24 protein-coding genes, 1 tRNA gene and 1 other annotated feature are annotated in these 20,801 nt (G+C 38.8%); of the genes, 1 reads left to right on the plus strand and 24 read right to left on the minus strand.

Translation table 11 applies throughout. The annotated features are described in order from the left end of the window. Window positions 1-16: 16 nt before the first annotated feature. The 19 genes from IGL31_RS09375 to rplU form a co-directional block, all read right to left on the minus strand. Window positions 17-466 carry an arginine repressor gene (locus IGL31_RS09375; protein ID WP_002286653.1) on the minus strand — a complete coding sequence of 150 codons (450 nt, stop codon included), beginning with the start codon at window positions 464-466 and terminating at the stop codon, window positions 17-19. A 106-nt stretch (window positions 467-572) separates the two neighbouring features. After that, the gene (locus IGL31_RS09380) at window positions 573-1,391 is read right to left on the minus strand and encodes a TlyA family RNA methyltransferase (protein WP_002286655.1); all 819 of its coding nucleotides are present in this window, start codon (window positions 1,389-1,391) and stop codon (window positions 573-575) included. Between the two features lie 8 nt (window positions 1,392-1,399). Further along, window positions 1,400-2,290: a polyprenyl synthetase family protein gene (locus tag IGL31_RS09385; RefSeq protein ID WP_002286656.1), complete on the minus strand. Its 891-nt coding sequence runs from the start codon at window positions 2,288-2,290 to the stop codon at window positions 1,400-1,402. Between the two features lies 1 nt (window position 2,291). Next, window positions 2,292-2,516: an exodeoxyribonuclease VII small subunit gene (locus IGL31_RS09390; protein WP_002286657.1), complete on the minus strand. Its 225-nt coding sequence runs from the start codon at window positions 2,514-2,516 to the stop codon at window positions 2,292-2,294. A gap of 4 nt (window positions 2,517-2,520) precedes the next feature. Then, window positions 2,521-3,858: an exodeoxyribonuclease VII large subunit gene (gene xseA / locus IGL31_RS09395; protein WP_002301369.1), complete on the minus strand. Its 1,338-nt coding sequence runs from the start codon at window positions 3,856-3,858 to the stop codon at window positions 2,521-2,523. After that, window positions 3,859-4,713, minus strand: coding sequence for a bifunctional methylenetetrahydrofolate dehydrogenase/methenyltetrahydrofolate cyclohydrolase (locus IGL31_RS09400; RefSeq protein ID WP_002286660.1), 855 nt, complete (start codon window positions 4,711-4,713; stop codon window positions 3,859-3,861). 96 nt (window positions 4,714-4,809) lie between these two features. Next, complete coding sequence (gene nusB, locus IGL31_RS09405; RefSeq protein WP_002286662.1) at window positions 4,810-5,259, minus strand: transcription antitermination factor NusB; 450 nt, start codon at window positions 5,257-5,259, stop codon at window positions 4,810-4,812. Then, a complete protein-coding gene (locus IGL31_RS09410) occupies window positions 5,252-5,677 on the minus strand; it encodes an Asp23/Gls24 family envelope stress response protein (protein WP_002286664.1) in 426 nt (141 codons plus the stop codon). Before IGL31_RS09410 ends, nusB begins: the two co-directional genes overlap by 8 nt. A gap of 246 nt (window positions 5,678-5,923) precedes the next feature. After that, window positions 5,924-6,988 carry a M24 family metallopeptidase gene (locus IGL31_RS09415; RefSeq protein ID WP_002391738.1) on the minus strand — a complete coding sequence of 355 codons (1,065 nt, stop codon included), beginning with the start codon at window positions 6,986-6,988 and terminating at the stop codon, window positions 5,924-5,926. Window positions 6,989-7,159: 171 nt separating this feature from the next. Continuing rightward, complete coding sequence (locus tag IGL31_RS09420; protein ID WP_002286666.1) at window positions 7,160-7,405, minus strand: GlsB/YeaQ/YmgE family stress response membrane protein; 246 nt, start codon at window positions 7,403-7,405, stop codon at window positions 7,160-7,162. 138 nt (window positions 7,406-7,543) lie between these two features. Further along, a complete protein-coding gene (locus tag IGL31_RS09425; RefSeq protein ID WP_002286668.1) occupies window positions 7,544-7,918 on the minus strand; it encodes a DUF956 family protein in 375 nt (124 codons plus the stop codon). An 82-nt stretch (window positions 7,919-8,000) separates the two neighbouring features. After that, entirely contained in the window at window positions 8,001-8,915 is a 915-nt protein-coding gene (locus IGL31_RS09430; RefSeq protein WP_002286670.1) for a PTS system mannose/fructose/sorbose family transporter subunit IID, read from the minus strand. Window positions 8,916-8,935: 20 nt separating this feature from the next. Continuing rightward, the gene (locus IGL31_RS09435; protein ID WP_002294546.1) at window positions 8,936-9,739 is read right to left on the minus strand and encodes a PTS mannose/fructose/sorbose transporter subunit IIC; all 804 of its coding nucleotides are present in this window, start codon (window positions 9,737-9,739) and stop codon (window positions 8,936-8,938) included. Between the two features lie 32 nt (window positions 9,740-9,771). After that, window positions 9,772-10,761 carry a mannose/fructose/sorbose PTS transporter subunit IIB gene (locus tag IGL31_RS09440; RefSeq protein ID WP_002289456.1) on the minus strand — a complete coding sequence of 330 codons (990 nt, stop codon included), beginning with the start codon at window positions 10,759-10,761 and terminating at the stop codon, window positions 9,772-9,774. Between the two features lie 102 nt (window positions 10,762-10,863). Next, a complete protein-coding gene (locus tag IGL31_RS09445) occupies window positions 10,864-11,355 on the minus strand; it encodes a mannose/fructose/sorbose PTS transporter subunit IIB (RefSeq protein WP_002289455.1) in 492 nt (163 codons plus the stop codon). A gap of 190 nt (window positions 11,356-11,545) precedes the next feature. Next, window positions 11,546-14,353, minus strand: coding sequence for a sigma 54-interacting transcriptional regulator (locus IGL31_RS09450; RefSeq protein ID WP_179189395.1), 2,808 nt, complete (start codon window positions 14,351-14,353; stop codon window positions 11,546-11,548). Between the two features lie 434 nt (window positions 14,354-14,787). Next, complete coding sequence (rpmA, locus tag IGL31_RS09455; RefSeq protein ID WP_002289452.1) at window positions 14,788-15,081, minus strand: 50S ribosomal protein L27; 294 nt, start codon at window positions 15,079-15,081, stop codon at window positions 14,788-14,790. A gap of 12 nt (window positions 15,082-15,093) precedes the next feature. After that, on the minus strand, window positions 15,094-15,438 hold the full coding sequence (locus IGL31_RS09460; protein ID WP_002289451.1) for a ribosomal-processing cysteine protease Prp: 345 nt from the start codon (window positions 15,436-15,438) through the stop codon (window positions 15,094-15,096). A gap of 26 nt (window positions 15,439-15,464) precedes the next feature. Next, complete coding sequence (gene rplU, locus IGL31_RS09465) at window positions 15,465-15,773, minus strand: 50S ribosomal protein L21 (protein ID WP_002289450.1); 309 nt, start codon at window positions 15,771-15,773, stop codon at window positions 15,465-15,467. Between the two features lie 19 nt (window positions 15,774-15,792). After that, window positions 15,793-15,869, minus strand: a sequence feature (ribosomal protein L21 leader region). 185 nt (window positions 15,870-16,054) lie between these two features. Between rplU and IGL31_RS09470 the strand changes: the two genes are divergently transcribed. Next, a complete protein-coding gene (locus IGL31_RS09470; protein ID WP_002289449.1) occupies window positions 16,055-16,696 on the plus strand; it encodes a uracil-DNA glycosylase in 642 nt (213 codons plus the stop codon). A gap of 61 nt (window positions 16,697-16,757) precedes the next feature. Here IGL31_RS09470 and IGL31_RS09475 read toward each other — a convergent pair whose 3' ends face one another. From IGL31_RS09475 to IGL31_RS09495, 5 genes are all read right to left on the minus strand, one after another. Beyond that, window positions 16,758-18,389, minus strand: a complete 1,632-nt coding sequence (locus IGL31_RS09475; protein ID WP_002298016.1) for a SulP family inorganic anion transporter — start codon at window positions 18,387-18,389, stop codon at window positions 16,758-16,760. A gap of 122 nt (window positions 18,390-18,511) precedes the next feature. Further along, window positions 18,512-18,871 carry a DUF1304 domain-containing protein gene (locus tag IGL31_RS09480; protein ID WP_002323271.1) on the minus strand — a complete coding sequence of 120 codons (360 nt, stop codon included), beginning with the start codon at window positions 18,869-18,871 and terminating at the stop codon, window positions 18,512-18,514. A 158-nt stretch (window positions 18,872-19,029) separates the two neighbouring features. Beyond that, a tRNA-Arg gene (locus IGL31_RS09485) sits at window positions 19,030-19,103 on the minus strand. A 308-nt stretch (window positions 19,104-19,411) separates the two neighbouring features. Beyond that, complete coding sequence (locus tag IGL31_RS09490) at window positions 19,412-20,095, minus strand: O-methyltransferase (protein WP_002288107.1); 684 nt, start codon at window positions 20,093-20,095, stop codon at window positions 19,412-19,414. 127 nt (window positions 20,096-20,222) lie between these two features. Then, window positions 20,223-20,741, minus strand: a complete 519-nt coding sequence (locus IGL31_RS09495) for a signal peptidase I (protein ID WP_002299609.1) — start codon at window positions 20,739-20,741, stop codon at window positions 20,223-20,225. Between the last annotated feature and the right edge of the window lie 60 nt (window positions 20,742-20,801).

Genomic DNA, 20,801 nt, shown 5'->3' on the forward strand with positions numbered 1-20,801 from the left:
ACATTCGCTCCTCAACTTAAAGGTAATGCAGGAAGTCTTTCTTCAATAAAACTGCCTGGTCTTCAGTTCGTGTAATCATCAAAACATTATCGTCATCATTGATAATCGAAAATAATTCTTTCTTGTAACGTTTATCAATCAAATTTGCTGCTGCCGAAGCATTTCCCGGCAATGTTTTTAAAATAACAAATTTTTCCATTTGGTCAACTGCCACGAAAGCGTCTTTTAATAGTTTTTCCAATTTAGTATTTACATCTTCGTTTGTTTCAGCTGGTATGCTATAACGGTAGCCGCCATCTGAAGCCGGTACCTTGATCAGTTTCAGTTCCTTTATATCTCTGGAAATCGTAGCTTGAGTAACAGATATTCCTTTGCTTTTCAGGATTTCAACAAATTCTTCCTGCTTTCGGATATCTTGCTCACTCAACAATCGAGTAATCAAACGATGCCGATCTTTTTTTCTCATTACGTCTTCGCTCCTTAGCATATTCTTCTTAATCAATGATAGCTTATTTCCTTGGTATAATAAAGAAGAATCCGCATACTTCTCACTTGATTTTCACAGTTACAATTTATTTATGGTCAAACTGTTCGTGTGCATTTGAAACCACTTCTGCCATATTAATAGCTGAATTGATTGTTCCGCTTTCGGGTACTTTCCTCAAGTGAGCCAAGAACTCGATATTTCCTTCTCCCCCCGTGATCGGAGAATAACTTAATTCCAGCACATCATATCCACCTTGTGCCGCAAATGACAAAATGTCTTCTAAAACTTTTTGATGGGTCTGAGGGTCACGAACAATTCCGTTTTTCCCTACAGCTTCTCTGCCTGCTTCGAATTGGGGTTTGATTAAAGCAATCACTTCTCCCTCTTCTTTTAAAATAGCATGTAATGGAGGCAGCATCAGTTTTAGTGAAATAAAAGAAACATCGATAACAGCAACTTCTGGAATTCCTAAGGTAAAGTCTTCGGGTTTTGCATAACGAAAATTCACTCTTTCCATTACAACGACTCTAGGATCTTGTCTTATTTTCCAAGCTAGCTGATTGTAGCCAACGTCTAAAGCATAACTCATTTTTGCGCCATTTTGCAAAGCTGCATCAGTAAATCCGCCAGTGGAAGCACCAATATCTAACAATGTTTTTCCTTCAACAGATAGATCAAATGCTTTGAGTGCTTTTTCTAATTTTAATCCCCCCCGAGAAACATAAGGAAGTTTTTTACCTTTGACTCTTAATTCACTACTCACTGGAATTTTTTCTCCCGGTTTATCAAACCGCTCGTTTTTTTCGTTGTAAATCAAACCAGCCATCACTGAACGTTTGGCTTGTTCTCTTGTTTCAAATAATCCTTGTTTGACCGCTAATACATCTACGCGTTCTTTTTCCATTCTTTCCCTCATTTCTCCACATCAAATTGCTTGATCATCTGGCGCATCAGCCCGCCATCAAAAGAAAAAACGTCCTCTTCTAATTTGTCTATGATCTTGTTGGCGGATAACAGCTCAATCTCCAACGCCTCACGTGTCTTTTCTAGGCCTAATAAACGCGGGTAAGTATTTTTTTCCATACGTTCATCTTTACCAGCTGTTTTCCCTAATGTTTTCGTTGTACCAATCACATCGAGTAGATCATCTCTTATCTGAAAAGCTAAACCTAAATGTTCGGCTAATCGTTGAAGTAGCAATAAGATTTCTTCAGGTTGCTTCGCTAATATGCCACCAGCCAGCAAGGCATAACGAATCAAATGCCCTGTCTTTCTTTCATGAATAAATGCTAATTCTTCTAAAGAAAGCTTTTTCGATTCGCCCTCGATATCTGCAGCTTGCCCAGCAACCATACCTTGTGATCCCGCACAAACAGCTAATTGCTGAAGCAGCAGAAGCTTAGGAGAATTACCTAAGTGTGCCATACTGATTAGCTGGAATGCTCCTGTAAGCAAACCATCTCCGGCCAATATAGCTAATGCTTCGCCGAATACTTTATGATTGGTAGGTTTTCCTCTACGAAGATCATCATTGTCCATCGCAGGCAAATCATCGTGGATCAAGGAATACGTATGCACCATTTCTAAAGCAGCTGCTACTTGATAGACGGGAACATCAATAGGCTCATCAAAGGAAGCAACGGCCGTTAAAAGTAATAAGGGACGTATTCTTTTCCCGCCTGCTTTCACTGAATAACTCATCGCATCATAGAGTCCTCTATCCGTTGTATGCTCATCTAAAAAAGACAAGATTTCTTTTTCTACAGCAGGTAGATGAATAGCTGAAAAGTCAGTTAATCTCATCTCAGCTTTCCTCGTTTCCGTCAAAATCAACTTCTTCATTTGATTCTGTCATCATTTTCGTCAAGGTCTCTTCTGCTTTAGCTAATGTATCTTGGCAATGTTTGCTTAATTCCATTCCTCGTTTAAACGAATCTAGAGCTGATTCTAATGGAACGTCTCCTTGTTCTAACTGCATGACAATTTTTTCTAATTCTTGCAGTGACTCTTCAAAAGTTGGATTTTCCATATTTTTATTCTCCTTTGTCTATCTCTTGTACTTGTCCTTTAACGATTCCATCTTGATAATGGATCGTCAGCAAATCCCCTTGATGAATCTCGGAGACACTTTTTACTACTTGATCATTTAACGTCGTATAGCTGTAGCCTCTTCCCATGATTTTCAATGGACTCAACAAATCAAGAGATTGAACAGCTTGAGCAAAACGCTGCTGCTGTTGTTTCATATATTGTTGGATTTTCTCTTCTAAGCGTTTTTCTAGATAAGCAGTTTCTTGGCGAGCTGCTTTAACTCGATAAAGCGGAGCCACTTGTTCCAATTGGTGGCTTAATGCGATCGTTTGTTTTTCTTTCGCATGATAAATTTGCTGTGTAGCTTGATATAATCGCTGTTTCAACTGGTCTAATTTGATGGTCTGACCTTCATACAATCTTTCAGGCTGCCGAAATACATAGGAACGTCGAGCACGCTCGAACCGTTCTTGTTTGCGCTGGATCTGGCGTACAAACGCCTGCTGCAATCTAGCTTGCCGTTCTTGAATGCGCATCAACTCTTCTGACAAAACAGGAACAGCTAATTCTGCAGCTGCTGTTGGAGTAGCAGCCCGAACATCTGCTACTAAATCAGCGATCGTGGTATCTGTTTCATGTCCTACAGATGAAATCACCGGCGTATTAGCTTGATAAATCGCCCGAGCAACCCGCTCTTCATTAAACGGCCATAAATCCTCAATCGAACCACCCCCACGACCGATGATCATTGTATCGAAATTGCCCATCTCTTCTACTCTCTGGATATTCCTGACAACATTGTCCGCTGCTTGGTTTCCTTGTACAACTGTTGGGAACAAAACCAATTGGACAATTGGATATCTTCTTTTCACCGTCGTGATGATATCGCGGATAACCGCTCCGCTTGGACTGGTAAGGACCGCGATTCGCTTTGGGAAACGTGGCAGCATTTTTTTAGGCCCTTGAAAAAGGCCTTCCTTCATCAGCTTTTCTTTTCGTTCTTCCAATTCTTGATATAAAGCACCTATTCCATCAGGCTCCATGTGCTCTACATAGATTTGATAAGAACCTCCCGCTTCATATAATGAAATACGCCCAACAACAAGGACTTTCATTCCCTCTTTTGGCTGGAAGCGCAATTTTTGGAATGCTCCTTTGAACATAATAGCAGATATTTTTGCATGGTCATCTTTTAAGCTGAAATATTGATGGGCATTGGCACGTAAACGGAAATTCGATATTTCGCCTGTTAAATATACGCGTTCTAAATAAGGATCGGCATCAAATTTACGTTTCAAATACCTCGTTAATGTAGTGACAGTTAAATATTCTTGTGCCATCTATTCACCTGCTCCAAAAGCTTCGGCAGATTTTACGGTTTGATACATCAGCATCGTGATAGTCATTGGCCCTACACCCTTTGGCACAGGAGTGATCCAGCCTGCAATAGGCTCCACTTCATCAAATTTCACATCACCGATCAGCTTACCGTTAGCATCACGGTTCATCCCTACATCGATCACTACAGCACCTGGTTTCACGAATTCTTTTGTGACAAAATGTCCACGTCCTATTGCTACGACTAAAATATCTGCTTCTTGTGCCAGTTCAGCCAGATTTTCGGTTTTAGAGTGAGCCACAGTAACAGTTGCATCTGCCATCAAGAGTAGCTGAGCCATCGGTTTACCGACGATATTGCTTCGTCCGATAACTACTGCTCGTTTACCCGCAGGATCGATAGAATAAGCTTCAAACATTTTCATGATGCCGTATGGAGTACAAGGAATCTTGTCCGGTTTACCCGCAAGGAGTCTGCCTAAATTCATCGGATGAAAGCCGTCTACGTCTTTTTCAGGGCGGATAGCTAACAGGATCTTTTCTTCATCTATATGCTTTGGCAATGGTAATTGGACCAATATACCATGAAAACTAGGATCTTGATTGTATTTTTCAATTTCTGCAAGTAGTTCGTCTTCAGAAATCGTCTCAGGATAACGCTCTACCAATGAATGGATTCCGATTTCTTTTGCTACACGTTCTTTATTTCTTACATAGATTTGGCTGGCTGGATTTTCCCCTACCAATAAAACGACTAATCCGGGATGGATACCATTATCTTTCAATTTTTGGATTTTTTCAGCAATCTCTGCCTGCATTTTTTCAGCTAATTCTTTTCCGTTAATCAATTCTGCCATCTAACCACTCCCAGATATTTTTTGTGTTTTCATTCTACCATAGAATTTTCCCGATTTATAACAGGTTTATGATGATTCATAGAAAAAAGCTAGGACTTACGCCCCAGCTTCTAATTCTTTCAATACATTGGATAAAACACCGTTGACGAATTTACGTGAACGGTCATCACTAAATGTTTTTGCCAACTCGATTGCTTCATTTAAAGCAACAGCCGCTGGTACATCTGTCACATAAGTCATTTCAAAAATCGCGATACGCAAGATCACCAAATCCATTTTTGAGATCCGATTGATGTGCCAATTGTTTTTCAAATGTTTTTCAATCACTTTATCCAATTCATCTTTTTTTGCACAGACACCGCCAACTAGCGTATCAAGATAAACAGGAACAAACTCTGATTCATCTTCGTTGATCATGTCGCGGTGGTCTAATTCGATTGCGTTGAAAATCGCATCTTCTTTTGTTAGGTCTGCATTGAAGTCTAATGGAAATAAAGCCTGCAATGCCATTTCCCGAATCTCGTGTCTTGATAATTCTTTATTCATTCTCTTCCTCTTCGTCTTCAAAAAGTTCTTCGATTGTTGGTTGTTCTAATTTTTCAGGAACAACAGCTACTACATGGATATTGACTTCAGATAAATCGATATCCGTCATGAAAAGGACTTGCTGGCTGACCCGTTCCTGCATTTCCATTGCTACTTTAGGAACTGAAACACCATATTCTAGATAACAGTAAAGATCTACTTTCAAGCCATCTTCCTCGTTTGCTAAGTAAACACCTTTTCCGTGAGCTGCACGTCCTAATAATTCAGTGACATTGCTGGCAAAAGTTCCGCGCATTCCGTATACGCCTTCTACTTTAGAAGCTGCAATCCCGATAATTACTTCGATGACTTCAGGAGCGATCACGATCTCTCCTAAATCTTGGTTTGCGTTTAAAATCAAATTTTTTTCATCTGCCATTTATTTATTCCTCCCTTTGCCTAAGCACGAGATACATTCGAATTCCCTATGATGCGGCTATAGTGATCACGTGGTAAGAAAACTGCCGCCGATCAGCTGCAAACTGCTATGAATTGGAGAAAACACCCAACTTTATTATCTCTTACAGCTTAAAAGTTCTTCTATAGTGTATCATTAAATCGAGTGATTTTCTATAACAAAGTCTGTGAACACTGATTTTTACGCTTACTTCTTCTATTGATGAAACTATAAGATGATCAATTCTTTTGGTGAACGAGTCAACACACGATTTCCATCTTCTGTGATCAACAAGTCATCCTCAATACGTACTCCACCGATTTCTGGTAAGTAGATCCCTGGTTCATCAGTGATCACATTTCCTGGTACAAATTGCTTTTCTGCACGAGAAGAAACGTTTGGTCCTTCGTGGATCTCTAAACCGATCCCATGTCCTGTAGAATGTCCAAATGCTTCCCCGTAACCATGTTTTGAAATATAATCTCTAGCAACTGCATCTAATTGGACACCAGTCATTCCTGGTTTTGCAGCATCAATAACTGCTAATTGAGCATCTAAGACTATTTGATAAATTTCTTTTAATTTTTCCCCAGGATCACCAATAGCGAATGTACGTGTCATATCGGAAACGTACCCTTCGTAATAGCAGCCAAAGTCCAATGTGATCAAGTCGCCTTGTTCGATGATTTTTTTGCTTGCTACACCATGCGGCATAGCCGAACGCAATCCGCTAGCAACGATCGTATCAAAAGAAACACCTGAAGCGCCAAGAGAACGCATATAAAAGTCTAGTTGATTTGCGACTTCAATCTCAGTCATGCCCGGTTGGATCATTTTCAGGATGTGATCATATGCCATATCCGCAATATGACATGCTTTTTCGATAATGGCGATTTCTTCTTCATCTTTCACTTCTCTGAGTTCTTCGATCATCTGTGAAACAGGTACTAATTCCGCATCGATGATTTCTTCTAAAACCGAATATTCTAAAAATGAGACTGTTGTTTCCTCAAAAGCTAATGAGTGCAGTTCTTCTTTGCGTACTAAGTTTGCTACCTCATCAAAAATAGGTCCGACATTTTTAATAATTTCAAACCCTTGAGCCTGCGCTGCCGCCTGCTCGGTATAACGAAAATCAGTAATAAAAAATGCTTTTTCCAAAGTAATAACAGCTAATCCTGTCGTACCTGTAAAGTTCGTTAAGTAACGAAGATTGTACGGACTGGTAACCAAAAATGAATCCAAATTTTCTTCTTGCATTTTTTTGCGCAATTTTTCTACACGTAGCATCATAATGAAACTCCCTCTTTCTTTGCACGCTTTTTTCCATTATAGCAAACTTTTCTTCGTACACGACAGTTAAATAAAAATTTCCGGAAAACTTCTTTTTATTTTAAATAAATAAAGCCAAAAAGGAGTCACAGTCTCGCTGCAACTCCTTTTAGTTTACTATTTTGTAAAAACTTATGATCGTTTTCCAAAGAAAAATGAGACAACTGCTACCAAAATCACTGCGCCTAAAATAGATGGAATAAGTGCCATACCTGCAGCTTTTGGTCCCCATTCGCCGAAAATCGCTTGTCCAATACTTGAACCGACTAGTCCAGCAATGATATTCGTTACACAGCCCATCGAATTTCCTTTACTGGTGATCGCACCTGCAATTGCTCCGATCACGGCTCCAACAATCAATGTCCATAACCAACTCATAATATAACCTCCTTCTTTGCTAATCAATTTTAGCATATGGGATTTAAAGGGGACAAATAATTGGTTTTGCTATTTCATATTTTCTTCTGCAAAGTAAAAAAATAAAGAAAACCTCCTCTTAGAAGTTTTCTTTATTTTTTACTTGCGTTTAAACATACTACGAATACCACGTTTCACTACATCAAAGAAACTCAATGATTGTACCATTCTATCTTCATCTACATATTCTCTGATCGCACGAAGCACTTTTTTAGGTTCTTTGGAAGAAAATGTGTATGTACCATTTTTTTTCGTTTGAATGGCATATCGAGGAATCCATTTTCCCTTTAGCATGACTGATGCTAGTACATAATCCACTTCTTCCCATGGAATTTGGATATATTTGCGTCTATCTCGCGCATGGTAAAACTCAAAACCATTATCACCTATCATGATTTGCCCGTAATCTGTCAGACCCGTAAACGAAGTAGCATCAATTACCAAGTCTACTTTTGTATTGATTGATTGAACCATTTTCTCCCTCCAGATATTTGTTTATGAACAGTATACTATATAAAAAAAGCTCGGGACAACGCCCGAGCTATATTTTTATGGATTATAAAAGTCCGATGACGTGTCCAACAACACCGACTACGAATAAACCAAGGATGATAACGATTGGAGAAACCTTTTTCTTAAGCAACCACATACATAACAATGTTAATCCTAATGCAGCTAAACCAGGAATCAATTGGTCTAAGTTGTCTTGTAATGTTGTTACCTTTTCAGGAGAAAGGGCTAAGCCATTATTAACTTGTTCAAATGCACTCTTGATTCCTTCACCACCTGAAGGCAATTTATCCCATTCGATGTAAGCACCTTTATCTAATTTTACAGTTGATACAACTGGTAAGAATTTGATTGATACCCATCTTTGTACAAGGGCAGCTAATACGAACATCCCTAAAATTGAAGCACCTTTTGTTACGTCTTGTAACAATCCGCCAGAAAGGTCATCAGTAATTTTAGAACCAGCTTTGTAGCCAAATTCTTGTGTATACCACATGAATGCCCAACGAATAATGTTCCAACCTAAGAAGAAGATGATTGGTCCAAGGATATTTCCTCCCATAGCTAATGAAGCACCTAGTGCACCTAGCATTGGACGTACTGTAAACCAGAACACTGGGTCACCAACACCAGCTAAAGGACCCATCATACCTACTTTAACCCCTTGAATCGCTACATCATCAACAGGCGCGCCATTCGCACGTTCTTCTTCCAGAGCCAATGTAACCCCTAAAATTGGAGAAGCAATGTATGGGTGTGTATTAAAGAATTCCAAGTGACGTTTTAATGCTGCAGAACGTTCTTCTTTTGTTTTGTATAATTTTTTGATTGCTGGAATCATAGAAAATGCCCAGCCACCGTTTTGCATACGTTCGTAGTTCCATGAACCTTGAATGAAGGTAGAGCGCCACGCAACAGCTAAACGATCTTTTTTTGATAATTTGATTTTTTCTTCTGCCATTTTATTTTCCTCCTTCAAGATTAATAGTCATTCAAAATGTCGCCTAAAGGGTCACCAGAGTTGCTTCCGCCTCCATTATTTGATGAACCACCCATTTTAGAAAGGTTCAAGTAAATAAGAGCTAATGCAACACCTAAAGCACCTAGAGCAATCAATGTTAATTGAGAAATTGCAGCTACAACGAAACCAATAACGAAGAATGGCCATACTTCTTTTGTAGCCATCATGTTGATTACCAAAGCGTAACCTACAGCTACGACCATTCCCCCACCGATAGCCATACCATCTGTTAACCATGCTGGCATTGATTCAAGGAATGATTGCACAGTTTGTGCTGGGATAAATAGCAACGCTGCTGCTGGGACCGCGATACGAACCCCTTGTAAACATACAGCAATGATGTGCCACATTTCAACCTTACGGATGTTTCCTTCTTCAGCAGCCGCATCCATCAAATGAACGATTGGAACAGCGATTGTACGTACGATCATTGTTAAGAACAACCCTGCAACAGCCAAAGGAACGGCAATCGCGATCGCAGAAGGAACACCTTTAACACCTTGTCCACCTAAAACTAAAATAATTGCTGATGCTACTGATGCTAATGCAGCATCTGGTGCTACAGCGGCACCGATATTTGCCCAACCTAAAGCGATCATCTGAAGCGTACCGCCAAGTACGATACCAGCTTCGAGGTTACCGGTAACTAAACCGATCAATGTACATGCCACTAGTGGTTGATGAAATTGAAATTCATCAAGAATACCTTCCATACCAGCTAGAAAGGCAACTAATACGACTAAAATTATTGAAATAATAGACATGATAAGCCTCCTATAAATTTTAATATTATTTATTACGCTTTTGCTAATTCAGCTTTTGCTTTTTTCAAAATATCATCCATGTTATCGCGTGAATCATTAGGTACTTTACGTACATCGAATTTCACACCTTTTTGTTCAAGCTTCTCAAACGCTTCAACGTCTTCTTGTCCCATAGACAATACTTTACTTACAACGACTTTACCAACCGAATGCGCCATTGACCCAACATTTAATTCTTTGATGTCTACGCCACCTTCAACAGCTGTCAATACGTCTTCAGGATTTTCAAATAAAAGCAATGCTTTGGTATTTCCAAAACGAGGGTCTTTTGCTACTTCGATCATTTTGCTAATAGGAATAACATTTGCTTTTACACCTGGAGGAGCAGCTTGTTCGATTAGTCTCTTACGCAGATCATCCTTTGATACTGCATCTGAAACAACGATAATACGGTTTGGTTGCACTGCTTTTGTCCAAGCTGTCGCAACTTGTCCATGTAACAGACGTGAGTCAACACGTGCTAATACATATTTGATTTTTCCGTCTCCGACCACAGTTCCTTCTGGAAGTGCTCCTTTAGGTTGTGCGTCTTCAACTGCTGCTTTCGGTGCTTCTGCCGGTTCTAATTCTTCCGGTTTTACTTTTACACCGTCTTTTGCTGTTTCAATGATGTGTGCTGCAATTTCATGAGCAGATTCCATTGAAAAGCGTGATGCGTAGGCTTCAATCAACATTGGTAAATTCAAACCGCTGACGATTGCCCATTTATCTTTGTGCTCTTCGAATAATGTGTTTGATTGATTGAACGGTGTTCCGCCCCATAAATCAACTAAGAATAACACTTCGTCTTGATTATCAAAAGAAGCAACCGCTTCTTCCAATTTGGCTCTCAAGTCATCTGGACCTTCACTTGGTTTCAAAATCACGGCTTTGACGTTTTCTTGTTCGCCAAAGATCATTGAACCGGATTGTAAGATTCCTTCAGCAAATTGTCCATGACTTGCTAGGATAATCCCTACCATATTTATACCTCCTATTTACTTTTGTTGTAACAAATTCAAAAATATTAATAATTGCTAACCATTACAACAGAATTATTTGACCTTTTCCAACAACCATTCTTGCTACACCTTTTTGATTTTCGCTAGTAGTTCCATCAAAAGGATTTTCCTGTCAGCAGGTACTTTTCGAATCTCTAACTCCACTTCTTGACTGTTCAAGTAACGAAAGGAATCAATATCTTGTTGATTTACTGAAACAAAATTGGTAATCATTGATTTGCCTTCAGTAAAACTCATACCGCCGATATTCAACGACTTCAACTGTACACCGCAGCGGACAACCGCTTCAACATCTTGGGGATTGGTGAATAAAAGCATCACTTTTGCTCGTGATAATAATCCACTATGATAGATTTGAATCATTTTCTGCACGGTTATTACATTTGCTGTGATCCCCGGCGGTGCAGCTTCTTTTAGTAGAAACTTTCTCAATTTATCTTGAGCGACTACATCGCTGATCACAATGATACGTTCAACACCTGTTTGCTTCGACCAAACTGTTGCGACTTGCCCGTGGATTAAACGATCATCTATACGTGCCAATCGAATATCCATCTGCAAAACTCCTTCTTCCTCACTACTTCACAGAAACCCCTATCATTTCTGTGTGAACAACCACCTCCTAGCACACACTACTATAAGCAAAAAGCGTGCCAACTTTTTTACGATACACTAATTGAATTTAAAGGATTCTTAACCAATACACAAAAACGATACACTATAAAAGTGTATCGTTTTTGTGTATTCATGGCACAGTGTATTCTTTTTTATCTAACTGATTATGGACTAGACGTAGCAGATAATACATTTCTTCTATCGGCACTTTTACTTTTATCTGATCTTCCAACAGAACAACTGAGGCTGCCAATTGGCTATAAAGAGGATCATTCGTTGTATTTGTCAATTCGTTTTCTTCCACAGTCAATGGTTCATTCCGAATAATACGTTCGATCATTCCTGCTGTGTGCATCACTAGGTTGATTTTGAATCCATATTCTTCATCGCCGATTTCCGTCGTCTGAGAGATTTGTGTAGAAAATTGCCACATTGGATCGATTAACTTACTACCATTAATAAAGATGAAATTATCAGAGATAAACTCAACACACGTATTTTTAGCTGACTCTTCATCTAGGGAGATGAATTCAGTTTCCTCCAATTCTGATTCCATCAGCAACTGATCCAAAATGACTTCGATATTTTGATCAATGAAACGTTCTAAAGGAATAAATGGGGCTTGGATATTCAAATCAGTAATCCCAGTAGTAGCTATGATCTGATATTCTTTTTGGATAACTGGCAGTTCTTCTTTCACTTCCACAATCGACAAAGCTAGAACTTCTAATTCTGTTTCTTGACGCTTGTTTACCGCTCGTTCGATCAATTCTTTGATTCTTTGTGCTGTACCTTCGCCAGATGCGCAGATAGCCAAAACAGCTTTTTTCTTATGAATAGGTTTTGCTTCCTGAACAGATTCTACAGAAGATATTTCTGCGTAACCTCGAAAATTTTTCAATGATTCATGCAACATATCTAGATCTGTCCCTAATACTGAGACCTTTCGTACAGTTTCCAAAACTAGAGAAGTTGTTACCATATCAACAGTACGTACTGGAATTCCAGTGTCTCTTTGAATTTGCGAATTAAACGACGCAAGGGACCCCATATCTACTAAGAGTATGACCCCGCTTCCTTCATCTACTTCTTGTACATTGCGTTCAATTCGATCCAATGCTGTTTTCGGATCCATATCTAAAGGCATGTCTACTGCTCGTACGTTCTCTGCATCTAACAACTGTTGGACAACTTGGACCATACTGCTTGCTGTGCTGTTTCCGTGAGCTGCAACGACTACACCGATTCTGCCGCTTGCTTGATTTGCCCGTAACGAGACGAGTAGAACGGTCAAGTAATAGTCTTCACTTTCTGGAATCTCCACTTGAAAATACGTTTCGATATAACTACGCACTTCTTTCGCAACAGCATATTCATCTGGAAAATCAAAAGCCATCTCACGGATGTTATCATTCGTATGCCGTTCTTCTCCTAAGTTGATTTTTTTCAAAAAAGAACTGATATGCAAGCTCATAGCATAAATAAAGTTTTGCTGAAACTCATATGGTAAAGATCTTTTGACCATTACATAAATCTGATTGGTCACTTCTATGATTTTCGGATCTACAAATTCTGCTAATTTGCTGTCTGCATTAAAAGAAAAACCATGGTCTTTATAGAAAGACTTCAGATGGATGTTGATATCTGTAGAAATGAAATGATTGATTGCTTCTTGATCCAAACCATCCGACTTCAGTAAAGCTGCTTTATCTCCGATGATATCATATAGATTATAAGGTAACTCATAGGAGTCCGATTGGATTTTCATGATCGTATCATTTGGTGCTACAGTTATCTTTGGCTCCAATATTTTAGAAAGCTCTGCCATTGCACTGCGGTTGCTTGCTAATTGAATCAATCCGCTACGAATCCCTTCTGTCAAATCATCGATTGTGATCGAGATTTCGGGTGATTGCATATGATTTAGAAATCCTCGTGCACATACTAACTGGATATTTGACTTCAATTGTCCTATATTTCCATAGGTCACACTGCCGATCAATGCTTTTGCTACATCTTCTGTCAAAGAAATCTTTCGCTGCGTGCGGTTTGCTTCGTGGGCAATCATGATTTTTACTAAATCGACTTTCTCATTTGCAGGACGTTTTTCAAAAGCCGGAAGTTTGATATTGATCGGGATACGCCGAACAAAAGTTTCTAATAGAGAAGAACCTGGGTCTTCTGTGGTCGCACCTACGATCCGTACATTTGCTTCATGGGATTTCGTTGTTTCCCCAAGACGACTGTAAGTTCCATGATCCATAAAGTAAAAGATCATTTCTTGACCTTCAGGCGGCAACCGGTGAATCTCATCCAAAAACAGCATACCGCCATCCGCTTGATCGATAATCCCCATTTTTTCTTCATCTGCGCCTGTAAAAGCACCTTTTGCGTACCCAAATAAATGACTCATCAAAAGCTCAGGGTTATTGGCATAATCAGCACAATTGAAAACAATCAGTTCCGTTTCCTCATCTATTACATGATGTGCTTTTGCAAAATGATACATCGCGTGTGCAAAATAAGTCTTTCCTGATCCGGTAGGTCCTGTAATCAAACAATTTAATCCTCTTGGCGGATACAAAATCGCAGCTTTTGCCTGTTCCACTGAATTTTTCATGCTGCCGTTAGCTCCAATGATTTTTGCAAAGATATCCTTAGTATCTATTTGGAGTGTATTTTTTTCTTCAGAGACCGACGTTTCTTTGTAACTGACTACATGTTTTGTAACTGGCTTTACGTGCGTAACGAGTGTTTGATATATGTAACGTACTGGTCGTCCGTCTGTCTTTATCAGTTTTCCTTCGCGCACTAGCTGATTCAGATCTTTACTGCTATTTGTTCGCTGAATCCCTAACACTTCAGCAATTTCCTGTGTTGTTACTCCTTGATCATATTCTGCCTTTGTTAAATGAGCGGTTTTTTCTTTGACATACATATAAATTCGGTCAATGCGTTTTGCCAATGGTATCGCTCCTTTTCTATAGACTGTTGTACTTAGGCTTCAAAACATAATACTATGTATTTATTTCTGTTTCGTCAACTATTTACCTGATTTTGTTTTGTTGATAACACGCGGATAGATAGAAATGTTCAATTTAAAAGAACCAAAAATCCCGATACGATTTTTATAATGGAAACAAGAAAAAGAACACTGTTTACCATATAATTATTTCACTGATAGCAAACAATATAGCTTCCATCAATTGAAAACGATAGTTATCAAAACATTCTGATTCCAAATTGGCAAAAAAATATTAAGTGTAAAAAGACAAAGTAAACTTCGTAGCCTCCACTACAACTTTTATTTTTATAAACAAAAAAAGGCTGTGACAAAAGTCTTGTCACAACCTCTTTAATCACAAGATTCAATTAAGCTTCTTGAGCTACTGGATAAACAGACACTTGTTTTTTGTTACGGCCTTTACGTTCGAAACGTACTACGCCATCAACTTTTGCAAATAAAGTGTCGTCTCCACCGATACCCACGTTTACACCTGGATAGATTTTTGTACCGCGTTGACGGTAAAGAATTGATCCACCTGTAACTGTTTGTCCATCAGCACGTTTAGCACCTAGACGTTTTGATTCTGAGTCACGGCCGTTAGATGTAGAACCGCCACCTTTTTTGTGGGCAAATAATTGTAGATTCATAGATAACAACATGGTCTGCACCTCCTATTTATCATTAATTGTTTTAATTTGGATATATTCTGAGTTTTCAGCTTCTATCGATTGTAATCCTAATAAAAGATTTTCTAATAGAATCTCAGCAATATTGTTTTGTTCTTGTGTCATTCCTGAAGTGACTTCGGTATAAAGATAACCGCCTTCTTCTTCATTCATTTCAACAATCGGCTCAAAACCGGCTAATGAGGCAATCCCGTTGACAGTGCTGATCGCTAACGCAGAAACACCTGCACAAACGATATCACTTCCATAAGGACCAGCATCAGCATGCCCGGTCAAAGTGAATGAAACGATCTGACCTGCGTCATTTCGCTTAAATGTTCCTTTGATCATATATAGGCCTTCTTTCTCAAACGCTATTAAGCGTTGATCGCGTCGATAACCACTTTTGTATATGGTTGACGATGACCTTGTTTACGGTGTGAATGTTTTTTAGGTTTGTATTTGAAAGTAACGACTTTCTTTTGTTTGCCGTGTTTTTCAACAGTACCTTCAACAGTTGCACCTGCAACAGTTGGAGCGCCTACTTTTGTAGATTCGCCGCCTACTAAGATAACTTCGTCAAAAACAACTTTTTCTCCTGCTTCAACGTCAAGTTTTTCAACATAGATTGCTTGTCCCACTTCAACTTTTACTTGTTTACCACCAGTTTTAATAATTGCGTACATGCTATAAAGCACCTCCTTCTGATATACTTAGACTCGCCATCCGAAGTGACAGCATATGCTGTGCTTATTACTTGTTCTGAGCGGTTGTAGCTGTGGAGTCCACAATTACAACAGTACTAGCTTACCAGAACAGCAATCGTTAGTCAACTAAATTTAAAATCAAAAAGTAAAACAAAAATTCAAGCAATACTTCTGCTTTTCTATCCTCACAGTTCTACCAAATAAAATAGTCGCATTGTGTTTCTTTTATTCTTATAATAAAAGAAAAAGGAGGAGCATAAATGGAATACCCAAAAGAACTGATACAAGAAGCTTCTTTAAGAATGAACGGCCGTCCTGTAGAAGGATTTATCGCTGGGCAAGGACCTCTTCATCCTAAACTGATGCTCGTGGGAGAAGCCCCAGGGAAAACAGAGATTGATACGCATGTTCCTTTTAGCGGTCAAGCTGGAAAAGAATTGATGCAGGCACTTTCTTCAACTGGCTTAACACGAGAAGAGGTGTATATCACCAGTGCTGTAAGGAGCCGCCCGTATCGCGTGACTCATCGGATCAATAAACGGACACAACAGTCAGAAACTGTTTATCCAAATCGGACACCTACTCGTTCCGAAGTATTTGCGCATGCACCAATATTGGATTACGAACTGATGAAGGTCCAGCCAAAATTAATTGCGACACTTGGAAACATTGGTCTTCAACGTTTACTTGGCAAAGAATATACGGTTACCAAAAATCATGGTCAACTCTATACAGGGCCTGTCTTACAATTAACAGAACAAAAGGATGCCTACGAATGGTCAGAAAAAAACTATCGAATTCTTCCACTTTTTCATCCAGCAGCTATTTTCTACAATCGCTCCCTTGTACCTGTTATCCATCAAGACTGGCAAGTACTAGCTTCACTTTTACAGCAATATTAAAAAGAACAGACAAGACTATAAAATCTTCAGTTTACAGTCTTGTCTGTTCTTTTTCATTGTTTTAACGGCTAATTGCAGTATATTTCGCATGTAAAGCTGTCAACGCATGAGCAACTGTTTGATGTTGATGCGTGAATGTATGTTCCCACAAGTGAGAAAGTTGTTTTTCTACTTCTGGCTGCAAGGAAGTATAGATAATCGTTTGTCCTCTTTGCTCTGCTTTTTCTTGAAATTCATCAAAAACTGCACGTGCCGTCAAATCAATACTTGGTACGCCTCGCATGGAGAAAATGACACCATCGTGATGATTTAGTTCTTCCAATTTATTTTTGAGTTTTTCTGAAGACATAAAAAACAGTGGACCACTAATATACACTACTGTCCAGTTATTCAGCTTTTCCGTTTCTGGCAGCCCCATTCTTTGCCAATCGATCGTTTCTAATGAAATCGTGATAGCAGCGCTTTTGACAACAAAAAATACACAGCCGCCGATCACCCCGATCACGATAGCAATACTTAAATCAAAGATAACTGTACAAATCATCGTAAGGATAAACAATAGAACTGCTGACCAATATTTATTAGTAAATAGCTCCTTGATCGTTTCCCATTCATTCATACGCCAAGCCGTCACGATCAAAACACCTGCAAGTGCTGGCATTGGAATCTGTGACATCACTGGCGCAAAAACAAGCATGGAGAGCAGTAAGACAACTGCATGTATCATACCAGCTAATCTAGTTTGTGCACCAGATTTGATGGCCACGCTTGTACGGGCGATGGCCGCAGTAGCAGGAATCCCGCCAAAGAAAGGAAGCAACAGATTTCCAATTCCTTGCGCCATTAATTCTTGATTGCTATCTAAGGGCTTATTTGCCATTCGGCCAGCCGAAGCACCACATAGCAAGCTTTCAATCATTCCTAATAAAGCAATGCTAATAGCTGGAACTGCCACTTGTTGCAAGGCAGAAAAGCTAAAATCTCCCATATTCAAACGATTACTACTGATCAATGTTTGTGGAATCTTACCCACAGTTGCTACTGGTAAATGGAACAATAGCATAACTGCTGTTGCCAAAATGATAGCCAGCAGCGAACTAGGCATTCGTTTCGCCCATTTTTTTGGATAGATAAACATCCCTAAAATGACTAGCCCTCCCATGATCAAAGAGGCTGTGTTTATCGGAAATCCTATCGTTTGATAACTACTTAGTTTTTCAATAACGTTTGTACCTTCCGAGTGAACACCAAATAAATTATCGATCTGACCTAATGCAATAATGATAGCAATACCTGAAGTAAACCCCGTAATTACGGGTGCTGGGATAAAAGAAGTCAGTGTTCCTAATCGGAAAAGTCCTGCTGCAAGTAAAAATAGACCCGCTAAAAAAGTAGCAAGCAATACACCTTGCATTCCCTTTGTTGCCGCAATAGACATCAAGATAGCTGCCATCGCACCTGTCGGACCTGATATTTGATAAAAACCGCCTGATAAACCGCCAATAACGATACCGGCAATGATAGCCGTAATCAAACCTGCGGCCGCATCAGCTCCGCTTGATACCCCAAAAGCCAAGGCTAAAGGCAATGCTACAGCAGCTACTGTGATCCCAGCCAAAAGATCTTTCTGAAATCTTGAAAGATCATAACCTGAAAATTCTTTTTTTAGTGAGGAAACATAATTTTTGAACACCTATCTAACTCCTTTTTCATGAAATTTTCTAAAATACCATTCATTAGAATATCATATTTCATGAGATAAAGTAATATTTTTCACAAAGTTTCCTGTTAGATAAATTCTTATTTTTTCTATATTTATAAGAAAATAGAAAGCAATGCCAACAGAGCTAGCCCACCTTGTTTGAGTAAAATCCAACGATCGCTAGTCAAACTGCCATATAATGCAACAAAAAAAATAGATATTAATAGCATACTTGTGATTTCTTTAGATGCGGAAGAAAGATAAGCTCCATAAAGTAGTCCCACTCCTAATAGTCCATTGTACACTCCTTGGTTCTTAAACAATGTTTGAACAGATTTTCTGCTTAACTCTTCTTTACTCATTTTAAAAACCCTACTTGTCGTGTCAGAATCAGTTCTCACCGTTTCGATATACATGATATAAAAAAATTCAATTGCAACTAGAGTCACTAAAATTTTCGATAGTATCGTCATATCTTCTTCCTCTTTTCTGATGAATTTTATTTTTTTGCTCCTTATAATTGTACTCGATAAGGATGTTTTTTTATTTTATTTGCCTTTGAAAACAAACAATATTGGCACAAAAAACAAAGAAAAACCGTTAGAAACCTCAGTTTCTAACGGTTTTTTAGCGTCACAGGAGGGATTCGAACCCCCGACCGTCCGCTTAGAAGGCGGATGCTCTATCCAGCTGAGCTACTATGACAAGAATCAGCGGAACATCAATAATTATAGATAATTAAATTGCTTCTGTCAATACGAAATAGTTATTTAATTAGCAAATAATGAATTATTTTGGCCCAACTACTAAATCAATCTTTTAAAACGAGACATTCTCCTTCAGCTGTTCTAAGGTTATCAATGGAAAACAGGAGCTACATTGACTTCATGCTACTCCTGTTTATTTAGATTTCCTGTATCCTTTAATTGACTTACAAATATAGAAACTTTTACATCAAGTTCGAATTGAGCCCTCGATTCAATCGATTATCTACAGGCTGCCATAATCATGTATCACAACTCGATTGTTTCTGATTCCTTTGTCATTAAGATCACACCATCACCTAATGGCAAGATTGTCGATGTCAAATCGGGATGATCCATCACAACACGAAGAAATTCATTTAATTTACGATGGATAGCTCGTTTGCCACGGGGAATCTCTTCATCTGGGAGCAAGATCGTTCCTCCTTGGAAGATGTCATCTACCATCAAAACGCCACCTTTTCTTAACAAACGTAAGCATTCAGGTAAAAATTCAATATATTTTGATTTTGCACTATCCATAAAAATAAAGTCATACGGACCAGACAACTCCGGCAAGATATCTGCTGCTTGACCTTCAAGCAAAGTCACTTTATCTGTCAGTCCTAGACGTTCATAGTTTTTTTTAGCTTTCTCGATCATGACATCGAAACGATCAATTGTCGTAACATGAGCGTTTTCTCCGATTGTCGTGGCCATGACACTTGATGAAAAACCGATAGCTGCTCCGATCTCCAAGATTCGTTCAGGCTGAAGCTGTCCAAGTAAAAATTTCAAAAATACAACTGTTTCATGGGGAATAACTGGTACTTCTGCTACATGAGCTTCTTCTTCCAGTTTGCCTAGCTCACCCGGTAATTTTTTTTGCTGGGTACGCATAAAATCCAATAGTTCTTCTTTGACTACAGGACGATGCATCATTTCATTGCGCATACTACTCCTCCTCTTCACACATTATACGAACAACTGACTAAATCTACAAGCTGCATGAGTGTTTTCTCGTGTTTCATGTTCAGAAGAGTCGTTGGATCTCTGGAATACATTTATGTTTTTAACATTCTTACAAAAATTTCTGTGTTCGTCTCCGCTTCTTTTTCAACTCTACAAAGGTATTCCATGCTGTGATTCCTGTTAGGCAAAAAGCAATCGTAAAGAATAACCCCTGAATCCATGCAAATGCCGTTTTTGAAAGGACTAGTCCAATATATGGAATCTGAAAGATGGGACTACCGATAATATTTCTCTTTTTTACTACTCCAGGCTCAATATAAGTCTTTGTATCAGCTTTTGTATAAAAATCTTCGTGGTTGTTTTCAACGGCTATTACGCGACGCGTCGAGATTTTTTTTCCTGAATTTTCATAATATGTAATAATATCTCCGACTAAAATCTCATTTGTATTTTTCGGTCGTACATATATCAGATTTCCTTGTGCATAATATGGACTCATTTCTTTGTCCTCAATAATATAAGGAGTCAAACCAAAAATTCGGGGAACCAAGACGACGAGAAGAATAAGAATTAAAAATATAATCAACGTTATAGAACTTATAAAAGTTATTTTTTTGTAATCAGGCATCGTTTTCAACTTCTTTCTTTATTCAATCCTTCTTAATCATATAATAACGATAAATTTTTT

Origin of the sequence: Enterococcus sp. MSG3290, from assembly GCF_050555565.1 — a bacterium.
GTDB classification, from domain to species: Bacteria; Bacillota; Bacilli; order Lactobacillales; family Enterococcaceae; genus Enterococcus_B; species Enterococcus_B faecium.

What these genes read in the sequence shown, in the direction of transcription:
- IGL31_RS09495 (WP_002299609.1), bottom strand. Translation starts at nt 20,741, where the DNA reads ATGCCTGATTACAAAAAAATAACTTTTATAAGTTCTATAACGTTGATT.
- xseA (WP_002301369.1), bottom strand. Translation starts at nt 3,858, where the DNA reads ATGGCACAAGAATATTTAACTGTCACTACATTAACGAGGTATTTGAAA.
- IGL31_RS09445 (WP_002289455.1), bottom strand. Translation starts at nt 11,355, where the DNA reads ATGGATATTCGATTGGCACGTATAGATGATCGTTTAATCCACGGGCAA.
- IGL31_RS09450 (WP_179189395.1), bottom strand. Translation starts at nt 14,353, where the DNA reads ATGTATGTCAAAGAAAAAACCGCTCATTTAACAAAGGCAGAATATGAT.
- IGL31_RS09390 (WP_002286657.1), bottom strand. Translation starts at nt 2,516, where the DNA reads ATGGAAAATCCAACTTTTGAAGAGTCACTGCAAGAATTAGAAAAAATT.
- IGL31_RS09415 (WP_002391738.1), bottom strand. Translation starts at nt 6,988, where the DNA reads ATGATGCTACGTGTAGAAAAATTGCGCAAAAAAATGCAAGAAGAAAAT.
- IGL31_RS09460 (WP_002289451.1), bottom strand. Translation starts at nt 15,438, where the DNA reads ATGATCAAAGGAACATTTAAGCGAAATGACGCAGGTCAGATCGTTTCA.
- IGL31_RS09385 (WP_002286656.1), bottom strand. Translation starts at nt 2,290, where the DNA reads ATGAGATTAACTGACTTTTCAGCTATTCATCTACCTGCTGTAGAAAAA.
- IGL31_RS09490 (WP_002288107.1), bottom strand. Translation starts at nt 20,095, where the DNA reads ATGCGCAATGAAATGATGCATCGTCCTGTAGTCAAAGAAGAACTATTG.
- IGL31_RS09380 (WP_002286655.1), bottom strand. Translation starts at nt 1,391, where the DNA reads ATGGAAAAAGAACGCGTAGATGTATTAGCGGTCAAACAAGGATTATTT.
- IGL31_RS09440 (WP_002289456.1), bottom strand. Translation starts at nt 10,761, where the DNA reads ATGGTAGGGATTATCCTAGCAAGTCATGGACAATTTGCTGAAGGAATC.
- nusB (WP_002286662.1), bottom strand. Translation starts at nt 5,259, where the DNA reads ATGAATAAAGAATTATCAAGACACGAGATTCGGGAAATGGCATTGCAG.
- IGL31_RS09430 (WP_002286670.1), bottom strand. Translation starts at nt 8,915, where the DNA reads ATGGCAGAAGAAAAAATCAAATTATCAAAAAAAGATCGTTTAGCTGTT.
- IGL31_RS09375 (WP_002286653.1), bottom strand. Translation starts at nt 466, where the DNA reads ATGAGAAAAAAAGATCGGCATCGTTTGATTACTCGATTGTTGAGTGAG.
- rplU (WP_002289450.1), bottom strand. Translation starts at nt 15,773, where the DNA reads ATGTACGCAATTATTAAAACTGGTGGTAAACAAGTAAAAGTTGAAGTG.
- IGL31_RS09420 (WP_002286666.1), bottom strand. Translation starts at nt 7,405, where the DNA reads ATGAGTTGGTTATGGACATTGATTGTTGGAGCCGTGATCGGAGCAATT.
- rpmA (WP_002289452.1), bottom strand. Translation starts at nt 15,081, where the DNA reads ATGTTGTTATCTATGAATCTACAATTATTTGCCCACAAAAAAGGTGGC.
- IGL31_RS09470 (WP_002289449.1), top strand. Translation starts at nt 16,055, where the DNA reads ATGGAATACCCAAAAGAACTGATACAAGAAGCTTCTTTAAGAATGAAC.
- IGL31_RS09480 (WP_002323271.1), bottom strand. Translation starts at nt 18,871, where the DNA reads ATGACGATACTATCGAAAATTTTAGTGACTCTAGTTGCAATTGAATTT.
- IGL31_RS09400 (WP_002286660.1), bottom strand. Translation starts at nt 4,713, where the DNA reads ATGGCAGAATTGATTAACGGAAAAGAATTAGCTGAAAAAATGCAGGCA.
- IGL31_RS09435 (WP_002294546.1), bottom strand. Translation starts at nt 9,739, where the DNA reads ATGTCTATTATTTCAATAATTTTAGTCGTATTAGTTGCCTTTCTAGCT.
- IGL31_RS09425 (WP_002286668.1), bottom strand. Translation starts at nt 7,918, where the DNA reads ATGGTTCAATCAATCAATACAAAAGTAGACTTGGTAATTGATGCTACT.
- IGL31_RS09410 (WP_002286664.1), bottom strand. Translation starts at nt 5,677, where the DNA reads ATGGCAGATGAAAAAAATTTGATTTTAAACGCAAACCAAGATTTAGGA.